Source organism: uncultured Campylobacter sp., assembly GCF_938017705.1.
In the GTDB taxonomy this organism is placed as follows: Bacteria; Campylobacterota; Campylobacteria; order Campylobacterales; family Campylobacteraceae; genus Campylobacter_B.
The window spans coordinates 14,831-33,029 of record NZ_CALIIS010000089.1 but is presented as its reverse complement, the minus strand read 5'-3'; the positions used below and the strand labels follow the sequence as shown (position 1 = coordinate 33,029).

General features: G+C 48.0%; 17 protein-coding genes and 2 pseudogenes. 8 read left to right on the top strand and 11 right to left on the bottom strand.

What is annotated here, in order from left to right; all coding sequences use genetic code 11:
* Window positions 1–165 precede the first annotated feature (165 nt).
* The 7 genes from Q0605_RS04565 to rarD all read right to left on the bottom strand — a co-directional run bounded on the left by Q0605_RS04565 (window position 166) and on the right by rarD (window position 4,452).
* Window positions 166–747 (bottom strand): hypothetical protein, encoded by a 582-nt coding sequence (locus Q0605_RS04565; protein WP_298704639.1) that lies wholly within the window; start codon window positions 745–747, stop codon window positions 166–168.
* Window positions 744–1,664 carry a hypothetical protein gene (locus Q0605_RS04560; RefSeq protein ID WP_298704636.1) on the bottom strand — a complete coding sequence of 307 codons (921 nt, stop codon included), beginning with the start codon at window positions 1,662–1,664 and terminating at the stop codon, window positions 744–746. The genes Q0605_RS04565 and Q0605_RS04560 overlap by 4 nt, the downstream gene beginning before the upstream one ends.
* Window positions 1,661–1,762 carry a dihydroxyacetone kinase subunit DhaK gene (locus Q0605_RS11410; RefSeq protein ID WP_363317210.1) on the bottom strand — a complete coding sequence of 34 codons (102 nt, stop codon included), beginning with the start codon at window positions 1,760–1,762 and terminating at the stop codon, window positions 1,661–1,663. The genes Q0605_RS04560 and Q0605_RS11410 overlap by 4 nt, the downstream gene beginning before the upstream one ends.
* The gene (locus Q0605_RS04555; RefSeq protein WP_298704633.1) at window positions 1,762–2,574 is read right to left on the bottom strand and encodes a P-loop NTPase fold protein; all 813 of its coding nucleotides are present in this window, start codon (window positions 2,572–2,574) and stop codon (window positions 1,762–1,764) included. The genes Q0605_RS11410 and Q0605_RS04555 overlap by 1 nt, the downstream gene beginning before the upstream one ends.
* A gap of 120 nt (window positions 2,575–2,694) precedes the next feature.
* Window positions 2,695–2,970: a DUF6150 family protein gene (locus Q0605_RS04550; RefSeq protein ID WP_298024852.1), complete on the bottom strand. Its 276-nt coding sequence runs from the start codon at window positions 2,968–2,970 to the stop codon at window positions 2,695–2,697.
* Between the two features lie 206 nt (window positions 2,971–3,176).
* On the bottom strand, window positions 3,177–3,587 hold the full coding sequence (locus Q0605_RS04545; RefSeq protein WP_298704630.1) for a hypothetical protein: 411 nt from the start codon (window positions 3,585–3,587) through the stop codon (window positions 3,177–3,179).
* Window positions 3,580–4,452 (bottom strand): EamA family transporter RarD, encoded by an 873-nt coding sequence (rarD, locus tag Q0605_RS04540; RefSeq protein WP_298704627.1) that lies wholly within the window; start codon window positions 4,450–4,452, stop codon window positions 3,580–3,582. The genes Q0605_RS04545 and rarD overlap by 8 nt, the downstream gene beginning before the upstream one ends.
* Window positions 4,453–4,556: 104 nt before the next feature.
* Here rarD and Q0605_RS04535 point away from each other — a divergent pair, with 104 nt between their 5' ends.
* Window positions 4,557–5,900 (top strand): class II 3-deoxy-7-phosphoheptulonate synthase, encoded by a 1,344-nt coding sequence (locus Q0605_RS04535; protein ID WP_298704624.1) that lies wholly within the window; start codon window positions 4,557–4,559, stop codon window positions 5,898–5,900.
* A gap of 445 nt (window positions 5,901–6,345) precedes the next feature.
* Here the strand turns inward: Q0605_RS04535 and Q0605_RS04530 are convergent, their stop codons facing one another.
* The 4 genes from Q0605_RS04530 to Q0605_RS04515 form a co-directional block, all read right to left on the bottom strand.
* Window positions 6,346–6,534 (bottom strand): hypothetical protein, encoded by a 189-nt coding sequence (locus Q0605_RS04530; RefSeq protein ID WP_298704622.1) that lies wholly within the window; start codon window positions 6,532–6,534, stop codon window positions 6,346–6,348.
* A 518-nt stretch (window positions 6,535–7,052) separates the two neighbouring features.
* On the bottom strand, window positions 7,053–7,427 hold the full coding sequence (acpS, locus tag Q0605_RS04525; protein ID WP_298704619.1) for a holo-ACP synthase: 375 nt from the start codon (window positions 7,425–7,427) through the stop codon (window positions 7,053–7,055).
* Between the two features lie 28 nt (window positions 7,428–7,455).
* Window positions 7,456–7,950, bottom strand: a complete 495-nt coding sequence (locus tag Q0605_RS04520; protein WP_298704616.1) for a peptidylprolyl isomerase — start codon at window positions 7,948–7,950, stop codon at window positions 7,456–7,458.
* A gap of 8 nt (window positions 7,951–7,958) precedes the next feature.
* The gene (locus tag Q0605_RS04515; RefSeq protein ID WP_298704613.1) at window positions 7,959–8,693 is read right to left on the bottom strand and encodes a YebC/PmpR family DNA-binding transcriptional regulator; all 735 of its coding nucleotides are present in this window, start codon (window positions 8,691–8,693) and stop codon (window positions 7,959–7,961) included.
* Between the two features lie 133 nt (window positions 8,694–8,826).
* Here Q0605_RS04515 and Q0605_RS04510 point away from each other — a divergent pair, with 133 nt between their 5' ends.
* The 7 genes and pseudogenes from Q0605_RS04510 to ilvA all read left to right on the top strand — a co-directional run bounded on the left by Q0605_RS04510 (window position 8,827) and on the right by ilvA (window position 17,811).
* Entirely contained in the window at window positions 8,827–9,042 is a 216-nt protein-coding gene (locus Q0605_RS04510) for a heavy-metal-associated domain-containing protein (protein ID WP_298704610.1), read from the top strand.
* 11 nt (window positions 9,043–9,053) lie between these two features.
* A complete protein-coding gene (locus tag Q0605_RS04505; RefSeq protein WP_298704607.1) occupies window positions 9,054–11,231 on the top strand; it encodes a cation-translocating P-type ATPase in 2,178 nt (725 codons plus the stop codon).
* A gap of 370 nt (window positions 11,232–11,601) precedes the next feature.
* The gene (locus tag Q0605_RS04500) at window positions 11,602–12,858 is read left to right on the top strand and encodes an ankyrin repeat domain-containing protein (RefSeq protein ID WP_298704604.1); all 1,257 of its coding nucleotides are present in this window, start codon (window positions 11,602–11,604) and stop codon (window positions 12,856–12,858) included.
* A 354-nt stretch (window positions 12,859–13,212) separates the two neighbouring features.
* Complete coding sequence (locus Q0605_RS04495) at window positions 13,213–14,913, top strand: Na+/H+ antiporter NhaC family protein (protein WP_298704601.1); 1,701 nt, start codon at window positions 13,213–13,215, stop codon at window positions 14,911–14,913.
* A pseudogene (locus Q0605_RS04490) lies at window positions 14,910–15,533 on the top strand (tRNA (uridine(54)-C5)-methyltransferase TrmA); the annotation flags it as partial. The gene Q0605_RS04495 and the pseudogene Q0605_RS04490, both read left to right, overlap by 4 nt.
* A 483-nt stretch (window positions 15,534–16,016) precedes the next feature.
* A pseudogene (locus Q0605_RS04485) lies at window positions 16,017–16,499 on the top strand (methyltransferase domain-containing protein); the annotation flags it as partial.
* Between the two features lie 100 nt (window positions 16,500–16,599).
* Entirely contained in the window at window positions 16,600–17,811 is a 1,212-nt protein-coding gene (gene ilvA / locus Q0605_RS04480) for a threonine ammonia-lyase (protein WP_005872070.1), read from the top strand.
* Window positions 17,812–18,199 lie beyond the last annotated feature (388 nt).

The following is an 18,199-nucleotide window of genomic DNA, read 5'->3' as shown; positions in this document are numbered from 1 at the left end:
CAGACTATGGTTATTCAAAATTAACTTTATGGTTGGATGATCAAATTTATAATATTTTTTTAATACTTCGTTTATTATAGCAAGCACTGAGAAATATATAGTAGAAAATTCCAATTCCAAAAGCTCTAAGAGCTTTAAGGTTAAAATTTTACAGATCATTTAAATTTATAGATACTCTTTGCCTAACAGCCATAAGTATTGATCGATTTGGCGTAACGAGTAACGCTTAAGATTATAAAATTTTATGAATTCTCTCAAGATACGACTAAATTCCTTATAATTTTTTAGGTCATCTCGCTTGAATTCGCAAAATTTATCTTTTTTTGCAAAGTATAAAAGATCTTTTTGTACGAAAGAATCAAAGATTGCATAAACGTCTGCTTGATGATGTGCGCAGTATTTACTAGCAAATGAATAAAAATTCCTACTTTTACCGTTTTTCATCGTAACGATTGCAATATCATTTATTAAACCTAAATCACCTGCCTTTAGTCGTTTATCAATGTCTAAATTTAGGATATGCTTTGCAACTCTAAATGTGTCTAAAATGTTTGTGCTATAAAAATCGTTTAATAAACAGACCTTTATAAGCACATCTTCTATTATTTGATTTGTAGGACGCTCTGCAAAAATTTCCACGATGGCTTTTTCTTGTAAAACATAATTACCGAGCGTCTCCCATTTTCTCAAATATTTTTCTACCTCTACTTCACAAGGGCACGGAATATTGGCGATCTCTTTACTCATAAATTTCTTCCTAGCTTTGTTTCGATTTCAAATTTATCTCTTACGCAGTCAAATGCTTTACAAATGGCGTCGAATAGTGTAATGTCACCAGGCTTTACTTCGCCTGCGGAGACATAGAAGCTCTCATACGCTAGGGTTGGTAGATATTGTCCTTCGTCCATCGGGGCTTTGATTGGAGCTTGCAAACCCGCATTTTCTAGTGGATTTTCACCACCTATGTATTCTTGCCATGAGTCGTAATCTTTGCCCGGGCGAGTCCCTCCATTTTGCAGTACATAAGAGTATAAGCTTAATGCTATTTTGCCACTCTCTATTGGTATTAAAGCTATTTGAAAGCTAGGAGTTATACGACCGCGCCCATTTGAAGCTTCTACACTTTGCGCGCGCGTAACTACTATGTAGCAGTTTGTCGTATCGCCTCTGCGGTAAGTTTGATGGAATTCACAGCTGTAGTGTTCATTTAGCTGTTTGCAAAGCGCTTCGGCAATAGCTTTGTTTGCGCCTCTAGGATTCTCTGTTCCTCCTTTAGTATCGCTAGGTGTAGCAGTTGAGGTTATAGACGAATACTTTAAAGCCTTTTTTAAAAGCTCTGTTTCGTTCTCGTCTATAACGCCGTTATTATCGCTATCTAAAAGAGATAAAATTTCATTGAAAAACTCAGTAAAATTTGCCTTTTCATCGTCTGTTAAGTCTTTCGCCGAAGCGAATATATCACTTTTGCAATCTATCAGCTTCTCAAATAACTCTTCGCTTATAAGCTCTTGATTTTGCACCAAGAGCTTATACATATATTCAAATTTATTTTGCATGCAAAGCGTAGCAAAGAGTATCAATTTGCTATCGTCTTTTAATTTCTCTTCGGCTATGCTGTTTATTACGAGCTCAAGTAGATTGTAAGAGTTAAATAGTCTTTTCATGCTGCGCGGATTATTTCTCCACATACTGCTGCATCTAACATTCCATAACCAACATAGCCAGCATGAGCAGGCTCATGTCCACTTCCTCCACCACTAATTAAAGCAACTTTGTCAACTTTTTTACGTAATTTTTGATATCATAAATATCGATCGGCATTTTAAACGGTACTTGAATAATTTTATCGAAAAAGCTTTTTGCTTTTTTAGGCGTTATATCTGAGCTATATTTTTCGCGCACACCTTGGAATATGACGCTAGAATCGACCGCTAGGATAAATACGCACTTTTCACAATCTAAATAATTTTTTAGAACTTCTAAAAGCTCGACTGCGCGTGATGGGTTTAGCCTATCCAAATCATCGACGAAGATTACTAGCTTCTCTTTGTTGCGAGCTTTGAGTGCAAAATTTACGCATTTTTCAAATTCGGCACGTAAATTTTTAACTTCAAGTGCGGCGTAAGTAGGAGAACTTTGGTTTAAGCAATCCATAGCGTTTCCTACCGCGGCACCTATTTTTTCGCCTAAAAATCTATCGGCGGCGAGGGTTACGGCGTTTCTCGCGATAGAACCTATGGAATTTAGCGCTTTATCAAAGCCCTTTCTGACCTCGCCTTTGGCACCGATGGATTCTACTATTTCGCGCATAAATGAAACTGTAAGCTCGCTATCTAGGTTAAATTGCGAATATTGCCACGTATTAAACCAAACTGGATAAATTTTTGTATCTAACTTTTCACGTGTCATTTCCATCATAGATGTTTTACCAGAGCCCCAATCGCCTTGAATAGCTATCGTCAGTGGAGTGGAGCACATACCGATAAACTTAGCAAGCCCTTCAATATACGGATTTAGCCCAAAAAGATCATTTTTAGCGGGTAGATCGGTAAAAGTGGCAGTATTTTTAGCCATAGATTTTCCTTTTTAAATTCCATAAGTTATTTTTGAAATCTTGAAGATTTTACTCGAAACTTCGAGAATTTCGGGCAGAATTTCATCGAAATTTTAAAAATCCGAGCGAATTTTTAAAATTTACAATCTACCTTGTGCTGAGTTCGACTTTTGCCATTTTGCTTTATATTCGCTATTAACGAAGCAAATTTTAAAATCGGCTCTATTTTCGTTATTGGTGTAGGCGATCTTCGTGTAGCCATTTTTATCTTGGTCTACTACATACCATAGCCCATCGCTTTTTGCTTTGTAATCCTGATTTACTACATAAACTAAAAGATCTGCCTTGTATTCTTTATCTGTTACGAACACCGTAAAATCGGGATGAGAACTCTTTGTGATACAAATTTTTGCCATTACTTCTCCTTTGAAAAATATTTAAAATTGTACTCCCTTGCTTATTAAAATTTATTAAATTTAAAATGTAAACTGGCTTAAATTATTATCTTGATTTTTGCTTTAATTAGAATTTCGGAATGGAGCTAATTCTCTTTCTGAAATATTAAAATTCTATATATTACGCTTAAATTTAGACTATAAGCGGTTGGAATTCCTAAATACGGCTACAAATTCTTAAATTCCATCTCTAGCTCTTTGCGCCAGTCTTGCAGTGCGCGCTCTGCGTCCGCGGCATATTTTTCGATCAAAGCGTCCGTTTTATTGAGAAACTCAAATAGCTTGCCCTCCCACACGGCGGGATTTAGGTTACTTTGATGCATCGTTTTTATATAAACCAGCTCCTTGCTAAGAGCCTCAAGCTCGTCAAGATAGCTCTCGCGAGCGCTTTCGTCGTGCAGCTCTAGCCGCTTTAGAGCTCGCAGTTTGCCCTCTAAAATATCGCAAAATTTCATATACCTTTGCGAGTTAAGCTCGGGATCTGCGGCGTCTGCGCGCGCGGAAGCCTTTTGAACCTGAAAATACACGAGCGCGCCCACCGCAAGGGCGACTGCGAACATCAAAGCGAAATTAGCCATTTTTTCTCCTTAAACCGTCCAAGCCCACGACTGCAAGCCCGAACCAAATTAGCGAAAAGCTTAAAATTTTGTAGCTCTCAAGCTCCTCGCCGTAGATAAATACCGCGATTAGCATGCTCATGCTAGGGCTGATGTATTGCATAAAGCCGATCGTAGATAGCGGCAGATACTGCGTGCTTACGGCGAAAGTAAGCAGCGGCAAAATCGTAATCAGTCCGCTTGCAAACAGCAGCGCGCCGCTTGCGCTAAAGCCGAAAGCGCCGCTTCCTTTCAGCGCGCAGTAGATCAGAAACGCGAGTGCAGGCAGCAGCATCAGCGTCGTCTCGCAAAACAACCCCTCAAAGCTAGGCACTTTTACCTTCTTGCGTAGGAGCCCGTAAAATGCAAAGCTAAGCGGCAGCACGAGCGAGATTATAGGAAGCCTACCCAACGCGTAAATTTGCACGCCGATCGCCGCAAAGGCTAGCAGCAGAGAAAATTTCGCCGCCGCGCTTAGCCGCTCGCGCAGAAACAAAGCGCCCAAGAGCACCGAAAATAGCGGATTTATGAAATACCCGAGGCTGGTGGCTAAAATTTGATCGGAATTTACCGCGTAGATATAAACTCCCCAGTTCGTGCTGATAAGCAGTCCCGTACAAAGCAGCGTGAGAGCGATTTTGGGGGTGCTAAGAAGCCGAGCGACGTTTTTTAAACGATGCGTAAAGCAGAGAAAAACGAGCAGTAGTAGGAAGGACCAAACGACGCGATGCGCTAAAATTTGCACCGCGTCCACGTCTTTTATGAGCTTAAAAAATATCGGAAAAACGCCCCACATAAGAAAGGTCACAAATGCAAGCATTAGTCCTTTAGCGCGATCGTTTTCCATAAAATTCCTTCCAAATTGCCTAAAGGCGCTATTTTAAGATTTTTTGGGTTAATAAAAGCTTATTTGGGTATAATCGTGAAATTTTACGAAACCTAGGAGGGGCTATGAGTTGGAGTAGGACGTCGTGGAAAGATTATAAAATTTTACAGCAGCCGATCTATCAGGATGAAAGTGCGGTGCAGGCCGCTAAAGAGCGCCTTTACAAGCTGCCGCCGTTAATTTTCGCGGGCGAGGTGCGAAATTTAAAAGCCGAGCTTGCGCGCGCCAGCGAGGGCAAGTCTTTTCTGCTTCAAGGCGGCGATTGCGCGGAGAGCTTTAATGATTTTAGCGCGAATAATATCCGCGATATGTTTAAGGTAATGCTTCAGATGGCGATCATTCTTACCTTTGCGGCGGGACGTCCCGTCGTCAAGGTGGGTCGCATCGCGGGGCAGTTTGCAAAGCCGCGCAGCAGCGACTTCGAGGAGGCGGGCGGCGTGAGTTTGCCTAGCTACCGCGGCGACATAATCAACGGTTTTGAGTTTAGCGAAGCGGCGCGCAAGCCGGATCCTGCGCGCATGATCGAGGCGTATCATCAAAGCGCTTCGACGCTGAATCTTCTGCGCGCCTTTTCTCGCGGCGGTCTTGCGAACCTGCACGAAGTGCATAAGTGGAATTTGGGCTTTTTGAAAAAGGGCGAGCTGGAGGCTAAATTTAACGAGCTCAGCGATGAAATTTCGCGCACGCTTAAATTTATGGAGGCATGCGGGCTGAGCGCTGCGAATTCCCCGAGCCTTGCCGAGACGGTGCTTTATACCTCGCACGAGGCGCTGCTGCTGCACTACGAGGAGTGCCTGACGCGCATCGATAGCACCAGCGGCGATTGGTACGATTGCTCGGCGCATATGCTTTGGATCGGCGAGCGCACGCGCGGCGCGGACGATGCGCACGTGCATTTTTTAAGCGGTATCAAAAACCCTCTCGGCGTCAAGATCGGCCCGAGCGGCACTGCAGATGAAATTTTGCGCCTTTGCGACAAGCTCAATCCGCAAAACGAAGCAGGCAGGCTAAACGTCATCATCCGCATGGGCGCGGATAAGATCGGCGCGCGGCTGCCGCAAATTTTACGCGAGCTAAAGCGCGAGGGCAGGGCGATCCTATACAGCATCGATCCGATGCACGGCAACACCGTCAAGGCCGCGAACGGCTATAAAACGCGCGAATTTTCTAAAATTTTAAGTGAAGTTCAGAGCTTTTTCGAGATCCACGCCGCGGAGGGCACGCACGCAGGCGGCATTCACCTTGAGATGACCGGTCAAAACGTCACCGAGTGCACGGGCGGCTCGTTTAACGTGACGCAAGAGACGCTAAAACAGCGCTACGAAACGCAGTGCGATCCGCGCCTAAACGCAGATCAGGCGCTAGAGCTTGCGTTTTTGCTCGCCGATAATCTAAAAAAGGCGGAGTAGTCCGCCTTTTGTTGCGCGAGAATTTGGTTGCGGCTTGGAATTTAATCGTAGTTTGGGATATTTTACGTAAGTTCGCGCCGCGACTGTGCTTTGCGCTTGAAACGCTTTAAATTTAATCATATCTTGACGCGAGCAATTTTAAATTTACGCGGCTTTAACTACAGAGCGGCTTTGGGTGCAGTTTCGGAGTGGCCGAAATATAGACGATTGAAATTTATACGGGAAAAATTCCAAACCCTATCGCAATGCGCCGTAGGTCAAAATATAGAGAATTGAAGCTTATACCTCGCGTGAAAACGTAAGCCGCGTAAGCTCGCCGCCAAAATACGAGCAATTGAAAATTTTGCGGCGTCGCGCTGCGATAAAATTTCTTTTTGCAGAGGCTTTGAAAACTTCTTAGCGGCTAAATTTATCCTCGCGGGCTTGGCGGCTTAAAATTTTAAATTCACTCTGCATGGAATTTTAAAATTTTGCGCCGCCGTGAAATTTTAAAATTTAACGCTAAATCTATGGCTTGCGGAATTTCATCTTTAAATTTCGCCGCGTAAATTTGATCACTCGCTTCTGCGGGTACGTCGCTTATCTGTGTGTGCTCAAGTTGGCGGCAGACTAAGCGGTAAATGTAGCTACGCAAGCTCGCCTCCATTTTTTGTACATAGCAAAAGAGAACGCCCCGCTATCTGCGGCATTCGGCATAAGTACTGCACAAAAGCCTCTTGCTTGAGATAGGTGAGACAAACAGACGCTGCAGCCGCTGCGGCGTGCGTTCTACCAGCCCATAAACTTCCGTTTAATCTTTGATAATACATGTGTCGGATGAGAGCGACTTTGCGTCTACTTTAAATTTTAGAGCGTGATCTCGCAGTAAATTTTAAACCTAAAATCTATCTTTGTATTTCTAAATTTTGGGTTGAAATTCTTTGAGTTGTGCCGTCGCGTATCGTGCCGCTATAAAATTCCATACCTCAAATTTAAAGAAAAATTCTGCGGGGCGGTGAAATTTCAAAATTCTGCCGCGCAAAATTTACGCAAGGTTTTTGCTTGCGCGATCGCGCGATAAAATTCCTAGGACGCGCAACCTGGGCGAGATTTTAAAATTTAAAAATCCCGCACTCAAGAAAAAAGCGATAAAATTTTATCGCTTTTAAAATTTTAGGCTCGCTTTTTGGATTTTTTTAACACCAGCGCAACTACTGCGATCGCGACATTTACGTCGTGCGTGATGCTAAGGCTTGCGGATTTGATATGAAATTTTTTACGGATTTTTTTACGTATTTTTAGATGCGGCGCGCCCAGGGCGTCTTTGTAAATTTTGGCGTCTTTGAAGCCAAACTCCGCGCCGATGCCGGTGCCTAACGCCTTGCTAAGCGCCTCTTTGGCGGCATAGACGCCCGCGATACTTTCGTCGCGCAGCGCGGAGGAGCACTCAGATTTTTTCAAAATGCGCTTTAGAAATTTCGTGCCGTATTTTGCGCGCAGCGCCGCAATCCTGCGCACCGCGGTTATGTCCGTGCCGATCTTTATCACGGTTTGGCGCTCCGCGGTTTAAATTTAATCACGATTGCAAGCTCCCTTTAATCTCGATGTCGATGATCTTATCGCCCTGCCTGATCGCGTCTAAAACCGCCAGGCTAGGCTGATCCACGATACGACCGAATACCGTATGCACGCCGTCTAGGTGCGGCTGTGCGCTGTGGCAGACGAAAAACTGGCTTCCGCCCGTATCGCGTCCCGCGTGCGCCATCGATAACGCGCCGCGCACGTGCTTGTGCTTTTGGCGGTCGCATTCGCACTTTATGCGCCAGCCCGGACCTCCCGTGCCGGTGCCGCGCGGGCAGCCGCCTTGGATCACGAAATTTGGAATTACGCGGTGAAAATTTAGCCCCTTGTAAAACCCGCTGCGCGCAAGGCTAGCGAAATTCGTAACCGCCTGCGGGGCTTCGTCGCCGAAAAGCTCCAGCTTCATATCGCCCTTTTCGGTTTTTATCACGGCGTATTTATCGCGCGCCAAAGCCGTCGCGTCGATGTCGTAAATTTTTAAGCTTTCCATTTTTTCTCCTATGCGATGTTGGTGTAAACTGCCTGCACGTCGTCGTCATCCTCTAGCCGCTCGAGCAGTGCATCGATGTCGCCCAGCTGCTCCTCGCTAAATTCGTGCTTTTCGTTAGCGATAAATTTTAAACTTGCGCTGATGATCTCAAGCCCTATCTTTTCGATACCTTCGTTTAGAGTGCCGAAGCTTTCGTATTCGCCGTAGATTAGAAGCGTCTTTTCAAGCTCACCCCTGTCGTTTTCAAACTCGTTGATCTCAAGCTCGCTAAGACCGAAGTCGATGAGCTCAAGCTCCAGCTCCTCAATGTCGCGGCTCGGCAGCTTGGTCTCAAAAACGGCCTTGTGCGAAAACATAAATTTCAAACTGCCGCTCGGCAAAAACTCGCCTTTGGCTTTATTTAAAATCGACTTTACGTTTGCGACGGTGCGGGTCGGGTTGTCGGTGGCGCATTCGATTATGAGAAGTGCGCCGTGGGGCGCCTTGCCGTCGTAAAAGATCGTTTTGATATCGGCGCTATCCTTGCCGCTTGCGCGCTTGATAGCCGCGTCGATGTTGTCTTTGGGCATATTTTGCGCCTTTGCCGTGGCGATCGCGGCGCGCAGTTTGGAGTTCATCAGCGGATCTTCGCCGCCCTCTTTCGCAGCCATCGTTATGGCCTTGCCCAGTTTTGGGAAAAGTTTGCTCATCTTCCCCCATCTAGCTTCTTTTGAAGCGCGTCTGTATTCAAAAGCTCGTCCCATAAAATTCCTTAAAACTTAAATTTAAAAACGGGTGATTATAACGAAAAACCCTTAAATTTCAGGAGCGGGCGTTGAAATAAAATTTATTAAAAAGTAGTATAAGTTTTGAAATTTTAATCCAAAGGAGAGGTTCATGGCTTTGAAACAAAGCGTAAAATTTAAGGCGCAAAATATCCACTGCGAAAACTGCGCGAGGACGATCAAAAACGCGCTTAAGGATGATTTCGGCGAGATCGAGGTGGACGTAGCAAGCGGAGTGGTAAGTTTAAGCTTAGATCCGAGCGACGAGGCTAAATTTAAAGAGGAGATGGACGATTTGGGCTTTAGCATCGCAGAAAAGCTGGCCTAAAAACTAACGCAATGCCAAACAAAATCACTCTAAATATCGTCGGGATGAGCTGCGTAAACTGCTCCAATGCGATCGAGCGGGTAAGTCGCAAGATCGAGGGAGTGCAGGAGGCGCACGTAAATTTCGCAAACGGCAGCGGCGAGTTCGTACTTGCTGATCCAGCGCTTGAGGAGACGCTAAAAGCCAAGATCAAAAAGCTGGGATACGATATCGCCGTAGATTACGAGGATTTGGAGCGCAAAAAGCGACGCAACCTCAAAGCGGCGCTATTTAGGCTAATCCTCGCTCTCATTTTAGCCGCGGCGGTAATGGCGGTGGAGATGAGCGGATTTTTAGGCTTCGTCCCAAAGGCGCTACTTTGCGCGGCAATGGCGTGCGTGAGCCTGTTTTACTGCGGCAAGAACTTCTTTTATCACGCTTACGGCTCGCTGAAAAACAGAAGCTTTGATATGAACGTGCTCGTGGCGATGGGAAGCTTTTTTGCGTTTGCCTATTCGCTAACGGCCGCGGCGTGGGTCTATACGCACGGCGTACAGAACGAATTTACCAATCTTTATTTCTCGTCCGCCTCGATGATAATCGCCTTTATCTCGCTCGGCAAATACCTAGAAGAGCGCAGCAAGATGAAGGCGAACGACTACATCAAGGGGTTAATCGATCTAAGCCCTAAAACCGCGCTTTTGATCAAAGACGACGGCACGATAGCCGAAGTGCGCGCAGAAGCGCTAAAGCCGGGCGACAAGGTGTTAGTAAAAAACGGCTCGCGCATCCCCTGCGACGGGCTTATCGTCGAGGGCGGCGCGCAGATCGACGCCTCTCTCATCAGCGGCGAGAGCTTGGCAGTTTATAAAGGCGTGGGCGATGAGGTAAACGCAGGCTGTGTCAGCACGGACGGCGTCATCTACGTAAAGGTGACGAAATTCCCGCATCAGACGCTGCTTGCCGAGATTAAAAATTTGCTGAACGAAGCGGGCAACAAAAAGATGCCGATCGCGCGCTTTGCGGATAAAATTTCAAATATCTTCGTGCCTGCGGTGATTTTGATCGCGCTTGTTAGCTTTATAGTGTGGATGGCGCTTGACGGACGGCTATCATACGCCGCATCTGCCGCTATCTGCGTGCTTATCATCTCCTGCCCGTGCGCGCTAGGGCTTGCGACGCCGATCGCTATCGTTTGCGCGATCTCAAACGCCGCAAAGGCTGGAATTTTAATCAAAAATCCCGAAATTTTAGAAATTTTAAAAGGCACCGACATCGCGGTTTTCGATAAAACCGGCACGCTTAGTAAAGGCGAAATTTCTGTAAGCTTCAGCGATCTGAGCGCTCAAGATCTCTACGCTCTGGCAAGTGCGCAAAAGCTTAGCGAGCATCCGATCTCAAAGGCGATCGTAAAATTTGCCGAGCTGAAATTCGGCGAAATTTCTAAATTTAACGGCGAGTTTGAAAGTATCGTAGGCAAAGGTATCGTCGCAAAAAATCCCACCGGCGAAATTCTTTGCGGTAGCGCAGGCTTTCTGCGCGAGCGCGGCGTGGACGTGGGCGTCGAAGTAGAAGCGGAGGAGCTTTTAGACAGGGGCTTTGGCGTCGTTTACTGTGCGATAGGCGGCTCGTACGCGGGCTTTATCGCATTTAGCGACGAGATCAGAGCCGAAGCGCACGGCGTCATTCAGACGCTGCAAAACAGCGGCGTAAAAACCGTCATGCTAACGGGCGATAACGCCAAAACGGCAAATTTCGTCGCTCAAAACCTCGGCATCGATGAGGTAAGAAGCGGGGTGCTTCCAAACGGCAAATATGAGTTCATCAAATCCCTGACGGACGAGGGCAGGCGGGTGCTTTTCGTGGGCGACGGCGTCAATGACGCGCCGAGCTTAAAAGCTGCTAGTATCGGCATCGCGATGAACGGCGGCAGCGATGTAGCCAAGGGCGCGGGCGACGTGATCTTTATAAAAAACGACCTTGCGAGCGTGCTGTATCTATTTCGTCTAGGCGGAGCCGCCATGCGGACGATCAAGCAAAACCTCTTCTGGGCGCTGTTTTACAACGCCGTATGTATCCCGATCGCAGCAGGCGCGCTATATCCAGCGCTTGGCGTGCTTCTAAAGCCGATGTACGGCGCCGCGGCGATGTGCTTTAGCTCCGTAACGGTCGTGTTAAATTCCATAAGATTAAAATTTGCTAAATTTTAACGCGGCGGATTTTGCGCTAGGCGCGGAATTTTACGCGGAGAAATTTTAATTCTACTTCGCGAAGAGCGCGTAAAATTTTATCTCGCGGCTAATCGTACGCGGAATTCCGCTAGATCTGTACAGCTTGCAAAATTTTATTTTATCGCTAGCCTGCGCATAAATTTAAAATTTTAAAGAAACCCGTCGCCGTGCTCACATATAGCGCCGCCCGTCGCTACGTCGCTAACTATCCGTCGCTTAACGTCGTTCGCCGCCGCACCGTAAAATTTCAGAAATTTCGCAAAATTCCATAAGCTTAAAGAAATTTCGTGCAGTCCACCGCCCGCACTAAGTTTTAATAAATAAATTTAAAGGTAAAATAACGCTTCAAATGCAATTCGAGGTAGCGATGCGAAAAATTCTAATGGGTTCGTTTGTTTTTTGCGGCACGCTTTTTGGCGCTTCTTGCGAGCAGATGCAGGAGGATACGCGCGGATTTTTCGGCGCGAGTTTGAGCGACGAGGAGCTGCTGCAAAGCGATTTTGGCTGTCAAGGCTCGCTGCTTAACGCCCCTTTTTTACAAAGCTTATGGCAGAGCGCGGTCGAGATCAGAGGCGAAAACGTCGATTGCGTCGGCAATAAAGCCCTGGTCAATGAAAAAAAGTTCGAGCGCGTGCTTGCATTCGCGGGTATGGACGGCGAGGGCTTTTTGAGCTACGCCAAAGAGAAAAACTACGCGCAAACCAGCGAAAAATCGTTTGAAGTTTTAGAATTTTATTCCGAGCGAAAGATCGGGAATTTTATAAATTACCGAAATTTTAAAACCGAGCTCGCAGCGGCGAGCGAGGCGCTTAAAAAACATTTCGCTGCAAGCTTCGATGACGCTAGAGCGAACGAGCTTGCGACTGCCGTTATCGCCGAGTTTGCCTCATACGCCGCAAACGATCGCGAAGTAGGCGCGCGCAGCGAGCTTGAGCTAGCGCTTAAGCAGGGCGTGAGCGCGGATGAGTTTAACGCGCTTTTATTCAGCAAAAGCTTCGCCTCGTATGAGCTTGACGATGCCCTTGATTTGGCGCTTTTGCTGGGTTACGATAAGCGCTTTATCTCCACTTTGATCGAGCACGGCGCGCAGGTGAATGCGGGCGAGGAGAACTCGCTGTTTTACGCGATGAGCAGTATCGAAAACGCCAAGTTTATGATCTCGAAAGGCGCGCAGGTAAATTATAAAAACTCTCTGGGTCAAACGCCGATCTTTTACGCCGTAGCGATGAAAAACTACGAGCTCGTGAAGCTTCTTATCTACAACCACGCAAGCGTGAACGTAAGGCAGATAAGCAGCACCGAGATGCAGGCTCTGGCGTCTTTGGGCGGCACCGAGGATACCTGCGCCTTTACGTTTGCGGGCGCGGGCGAGACTCTGCTGATGTATGCGGCGCAAAACGGCACCAAGCAGATCGTCGAGCTTCTGGTAAGATCGGGAGCCAACGAAAAGCTAAGCGACGAGGCGGGTCTAAACGTGATGGACTATGCGATTTTAGGGGGCGATGCGCAGACGCAGAGCTATCTGAAATCGATCGGTCTAAAGCCTAGCGAGAGCCTGGACGATGAGGGCTCGGACGGAGCGCCCGCAAAGGAGAATGAGCCTTAATTTAAAGCGCGGATCTGCTTGCCTGCGGCTTTTAGCGATAAAATTTCGTTTGCAGCGGAAGTTTAAAATGGGCGCTTGTTTTTAAATTTTAAAATTTCAAGGCGGGCAAATTTTACGCCGCTTCGCTTTAAATTTTAAATTTACGCGGAGCGAATTTGCGCGCTTTAAATTTTAAAATTTAAGGCCTTGCCGCGCGAGATCCGAATCGCCGGATTTAAAATTTAAAGCCCTTTGCGCGCATGAAGCGGATCTGCGCAAAGATGGGATCGGCAGCCGTAGTAGGCGCGAAATTTTAAAGCTTAGTCCAAATGCGGGCTAAGCTTTAAAATTTTATCAACCATATCAAGGATTAAAATGTTAAAAAATTTGCTTATCTTTACGGCGATTTTTTTGCCCGCGCTGGCGCTTGCGGACGTGGAGCCCGCCGTGCGAAACAGCGAGCTTTACGGCGCACTCACGCTTATCCCGCCGGTTGCGGCGATCGTGCTTGCTTTCATCACCAAGGACGTGATTTTGTCGCTGTTTTTGGGCGTACTAAGCGGAACCTTTCTTATCGGTATGGTCGATCAAAATATCGCAGCTTCGGCGCTTTTCGCTTTTACCGATCTGTGCTCGCGTATGGTAAAATCGATGGCGGATACGTGGAATGCGGGCATTTTGCTTCAGGTCATGTGTATCGGCGGGCTCATCGCTCTGGTTACCAAAAGCGGCGGCACGAAGGCGCTTGCGCTCTGGCTTAGCAAACACGCAGACACTCCCGTTTTGGGTCAAATTTACACCTGGCTGATGGGTATCGTGATATTTTTTGATGATTACGCAAACGCGCTGATCGTGGGCCCCATCATGCGGCCTCTGATGGATAAATTTAAAATTTCGCGCGCGAAATTCGCCTTCATCATAGACGCGACCGCCGCGCCGATCACCGGTATCGCGGTGATCTCTACGTGGGTCGGAGTTGAAATTTCGGCGATCAAAGAGGCTTATTCGCAGATCGGCATAGAAAACATAAACGCCTTTACCGTCTTCGTTGAGACGATCCCGTATAGATTTTATAATATTTTCATGATCTTTTTCGTAGTTGCCACCGCCGTGATGAGCAGGGAGTTTGGCTCGATGTATCGCGCAGAGATCGCATCTCGCGGCGGCAAGAGCGGAGCTGCGGATTTTAAGATCAAAAATTTAGAGGATCAAATTTTCGTACCCAAAGAGGGCGTCGTGCTTCGCAAGATAAACGCACTGATCCCGCTAGGCGCGATGATCGTCCTCTCGGTCATCGGCTTTTATCTAAACGGCTACAGCTCGCTGGAGGGCGAGACTTTGGAGGCGGTCAAAGCAGCTCCTCTTAGTTTTACATCGATCCGCACCGCTTTTAGTGCGGCGGATGCCTCGGTCGTGCTGTTTCAATCCGCGCTCTTTTCATCGATCATCGCCGTCGTTTTGGGCATCGCGCAAAAAATTTACGGCGTCAAAGAGGCGATCGAGGTCTGGGTTGGCGGCTGGAAAAGTATGCTAAATACCGTCATAATCCTGCTTTTTGCGTGGTCGCTAAGCTCGGTTATCAAGGAGCTTGGCACTTCGCGCTACCTAGTCGAGCTTCTAAGCGACGCTACGCCGCGCTTTGCTCTTGCGATCGTGATCTTCGTGCTTAGCTCGTTTATCTCCTTTTCAACGGGCACAAGCTTCGGTACTATGGGCATCGTCACCCCTCTAGCCGTACCGTTAGCGCACGCCGTGGGGCAAAAATACGGACTTAGCGGCGAGGAATTTCACGTTTTTATGTGCGTAAACGTAAGCGCGGTGCTTACCGGAGCGATCTTTGGCGATCACTGCTCGCCGATTTCTGATACGACGATCCTCTCTTCGATGGGCGCAGGCTGCGATCACATCGAGCATGTAAGCACGCAGATGACCTATGCGCTGGTCGTTTGCGGCATCAGTATCATTTGCGGCTATCTGCCTGCGGGCTTTGGGCTTAGCGTGTGGGGATGTCTGATCTTGGGTATCGCGGCTATCATTCTTTTACTGCGCGTGGTGGGTAAAAGAGTGGATGTATGAATTGCGAAAGCTTCGGTAGTTGCGGTAGCTGCACGCTCGGCGAGCCCTATGAGGATCAAATTTTATACAAAAAGCGTCTGATCGCCGATAAGCTTAGAGAATTTTTTGATGGCGAGTTTGAGTTTTTTGCCTCACAGCCGCAAAATTATCGTATCAGGGCGGAATTTGGCATCTGGCACGATATTTGGCACGGCGCATTTGATCTTGCCTACACGATGGGCGGCGCACGTAGCAAGAAAATTTTAATTAACGAATGCCCCAAAGTAGCGCTTCCTATCGCAAATTTAATGCCGCGGCTGCTAGAGGCGCTTAGGCGGAGCGAAGCTTTAAAAGAAAGGCTCTTCGGCGTCGAGTTTATCTCGTGCGCTAGCGGGATTTTGGCGACGCTGCTTTATCACAAGCGCCTGGGCGAGCGCGAGCAGGGGGCTATTTGCGAGCTGGCGGGCAAGCTTGGCATCAGGGTTATGGCTCGCGCGCGCGGACAGAAGCTGCTAAGCGGCGAGCTAAGCCTCACAGACGAGCTTTGCGTGGACGGGCGAGTTTATAAATTTCGCTTCGGCGAAAACGCCTTCATCCAGCCCAACCGCGGCGTGAACGAAAAGATGATCGCCTGGGCGAGAAGCTGCGTAGACTTCGGCAAAGACGGCGCGGGCGAAGGGCGCGGCGCGCAGAATTTCGCCGCTAGGAATTTCATAGTAGAGAATTCTGCCGCGCAAAATTTGGGCTGTGAGCAGTCTGCTACGCAAAATTCTATGGATAGAAATTTCGCTTCTGAAAATTCCTCTGAATTGGATGCCGCTTGCCGGAATTCTGTTGAAGCAAATTCCGCTTGCGCAGAATGTAGCGACGAAAATTCCGCGAAATTTAACTGCGCGTCCGCAGGCGAGAGCTCTACGGATAGGAATTTCGCTCGCAAGGATTCGGAAGTGCAAAATTCCGCCCCTCAAAATTTCATCGAACAGAATTTGACCGCGCAAAATTTGGATTGCGAAAAGCAAAGCGCGCAAAATTTGGCTAAAAAGAATTCCGTCGCGCAAAATTTTAGCCGCGAGCAGTCCGCAGCACAAAATTCGAGCTGCGAAAAACATTCCGTGCGCCCAGAAAGCTCCGGCGCGCGCGATCTGCTGGAGCTGTACTGCGGGCACGGCAACTTCACTATCCCGCTTGCGGCTAAATTTAACCGCGTGTTGGCGAGCGAAATTTCAAAAAGTTCGATCGCGAATGCCCGCATAAACTGCGAGCTCAACGGCGTTTGCAACGCGCAATTCATCCGCCTTAGCGCGGATGAGCTGATGAGCGCGTTTGCGCGCAGGCGCGAGTTTGAGCGGCTAAAAGGGATCGATATTTTCGGCTACGATTTTTCGCACGTCTTGATCGATCCGCCACGCGCGGGGCTGGAGCCTAGCGTGATTGATTTCATAAAAAATTTTCAAAATTTGATCTACATCTCCTGTAATCCGCAGACGCTTTTTGAAAATTTACGCTCGCTTTGCGCTACGCATGAGGTGCGCAGATTTGCGATCTTCGATCAGTTCGCGCATACGAGCCATATCGAATGCGGCGTGCTGTTGCGGCGCAGGAGTTAAGCGGATCTAAAACCGAAGTCGCGGATTTAGACGGCGCGCTGGATAAAATTTCGCCTAAAATATGTATAATAACAAAATTTAAAATTACGAAAGGAAGTAGATGGTTGATCTAAATAAAATCATCCAAGCAAAGCGCACGATAAACGATTTCGTCTATAAAACGCCCTTTGCTCTGGCGCCGAAGCTCAGCAAGCTTTACGGCGCAGAAGTGTATCTCAAAAGCGAGAACTTGCAGCGCACCGGCGCATATAAGATTCGCGGCGCTTATAATAAAATCGCGCATCTTACGGACGAGGAGCGGGCACATGGAGTAATAGCTGCAAGCGCGGGCAACCACGCCCAAGGCGTAGCGATGAGCGCGCAAAAATTCGGCGTGCATGCCGTGATCGTAATGCCTGAAGCCACGCCGCTACTTAAGGTAAGCGGCACGAAGGCTCTGGGCGCGGAGATCATCCTAAAGGGTGATAATTTCGACGAAGCGTACGCGTTTGCGCTGGAATATGCGAAGGAGCACAATCTGACATTCGTGCATCCTTTCAACGACGAGTTCGTCCAGGCGGGCCAAGGCACGATCGCGCTTGAGATGATCGAAGAGGTCGCAGATCTTGAATACATCGTCGTTCCGGTTGGTGGCGGTGGGCTTGCGACGGGGGTTTGCAGCTGCGCCAAGCAGATTAACCCTGACATCAAAATCATCGCCGTAGCCGCCAAGGGCGCGCCCGCGATGCACGATAGCTTCGTCGCGAAAAAGCCGCTAAATTCCAAATCTGTCCGCACCATCGCCGACGGCATCGCCGTGCGGGATACTAGCGAGATCACGCTTAGCACGATCATCGAGTGCGTCGATGAGTTCGTGCAGGTCGATGACGAGGAGATCGCAAGCGCGATACTCTATCTGCTCGAGCAGCAAAAAATCATCGTCGAGGGCGCGGGCGCGGCAGGCGTAGCGGCGCTGATGAACGCGAAATTTGCATTCCCCGCGGGCGCAAAGATCGGCATCATCCTAAGCGGTGGCAACATCGACGTGCAGATGCTAAACATCATCATCGAAAAAGGCCTCATAAAATCGCACCGCAAGATGACGATCAACGTCACGCTCGTCGATAAGCCGGGCGCGCTTACGGGGCTTACCGAAATTTTGCGCCGCGCCAACGCAAACATCGTCAAGATCGACTACGACCGCTTCTCGACCAATATCGAGTACGGCGACGCGCAGATCACAATCACGCTTGAGACCAAGGGCAAGGCTCATCAAGAGGACATAGCCTGGGCGCTCAAAAACGCAGGGTATGATTTCAGGGAGATTTTGTAGAATTTTGCTCGGGCTTGTGAAATTTGCCTGCGCTTGTAAAATTTGCTCTTGAATTTAGCCGAGATTGTAAAATTTACTCCGCGTTTGCACCAATGCTACGGCGCGGCTAAATTTACACTCGCTTGCGCACAGGTTGCGGCTCGCTACGGCTTTGACTCACCACGCTAAATTTTAAATTTGCCGCTTTATACTCGCTGCGTCGAAATACTTTGCGGCTCGCGGTTTTAAATTTTACGTAGAATTTAAAATTCCAAATATACGGCGCAAGCCGAAATTTAAATTTAGCGCGGACGCAGTCCGCCCCGCTTAAAGCGTCGTCGGGGGTTGGGTGGGGTTTGTGGGTGAGCAGAGCAATGCGGTGCTGTGGGGCAGCGCCGCCTCTGCGAGA

Excerpts from the sequence above, each read along its gene's own strand:
- ilvA (WP_005872070.1), top strand. The coding sequence starts at position 16,600 with ATGGTTGATCTAAATAAAATCATCCAAGCAAAGCGCACGATAAACGAT.
- Q0605_RS04550 (WP_298024852.1), bottom strand. The coding sequence starts at position 2,970 with ATGGCAAAAATTTGTATCACAAAGAGTTCTCATCCCGATTTTACGGTG.
- Q0605_RS04520 (WP_298704616.1), bottom strand. The coding sequence starts at position 7,950 with ATGGAAAGCTTAAAAATTTACGACATCGACGCGACGGCTTTGGCGCGC.
- Q0605_RS04515 (WP_298704613.1), bottom strand. The coding sequence starts at position 8,693 with ATGGGACGAGCTTTTGAATACAGACGCGCTTCAAAAGAAGCTAGATGG.
- rarD (WP_298704627.1), bottom strand. The coding sequence starts at position 4,452 with ATGGAAAACGATCGCGCTAAAGGACTAATGCTTGCATTTGTGACCTTT.
- Q0605_RS04510 (WP_298704610.1), top strand. The coding sequence starts at position 8,827 with ATGGCTTTGAAACAAAGCGTAAAATTTAAGGCGCAAAATATCCACTGC.
- Q0605_RS04545 (WP_298704630.1), bottom strand. The coding sequence starts at position 3,587 with ATGGCTAATTTCGCTTTGATGTTCGCAGTCGCCCTTGCGGTGGGCGCG.
- Q0605_RS04535 (WP_298704624.1), top strand. The coding sequence starts at position 4,557 with ATGAGTTGGAGTAGGACGTCGTGGAAAGATTATAAAATTTTACAGCAG.
- Q0605_RS04560 (WP_298704636.1), bottom strand. The coding sequence starts at position 1,664 with ATGAAAAGACTATTTAACTCTTACAATCTACTTGAGCTCGTAATAAAC.
- Q0605_RS04565 (WP_298704639.1), bottom strand. The coding sequence starts at position 747 with ATGAGTAAAGAGATCGCCAATATTCCGTGCCCTTGTGAAGTAGAGGTA.
- Q0605_RS04505 (WP_298704607.1), top strand. The coding sequence starts at position 9,054 with ATGCCAAACAAAATCACTCTAAATATCGTCGGGATGAGCTGCGTAAAC.
- Q0605_RS04500 (WP_298704604.1), top strand. The coding sequence starts at position 11,602 with ATGCAATTCGAGGTAGCGATGCGAAAAATTCTAATGGGTTCGTTTGTT.
- Q0605_RS04555 (WP_298704633.1), bottom strand. The coding sequence starts at position 2,574 with ATGGCTAAAAATACTGCCACTTTTACCGATCTACCCGCTAAAAATGAT.
- Q0605_RS04495 (WP_298704601.1), top strand. The coding sequence starts at position 13,213 with ATGTTAAAAAATTTGCTTATCTTTACGGCGATTTTTTTGCCCGCGCTG.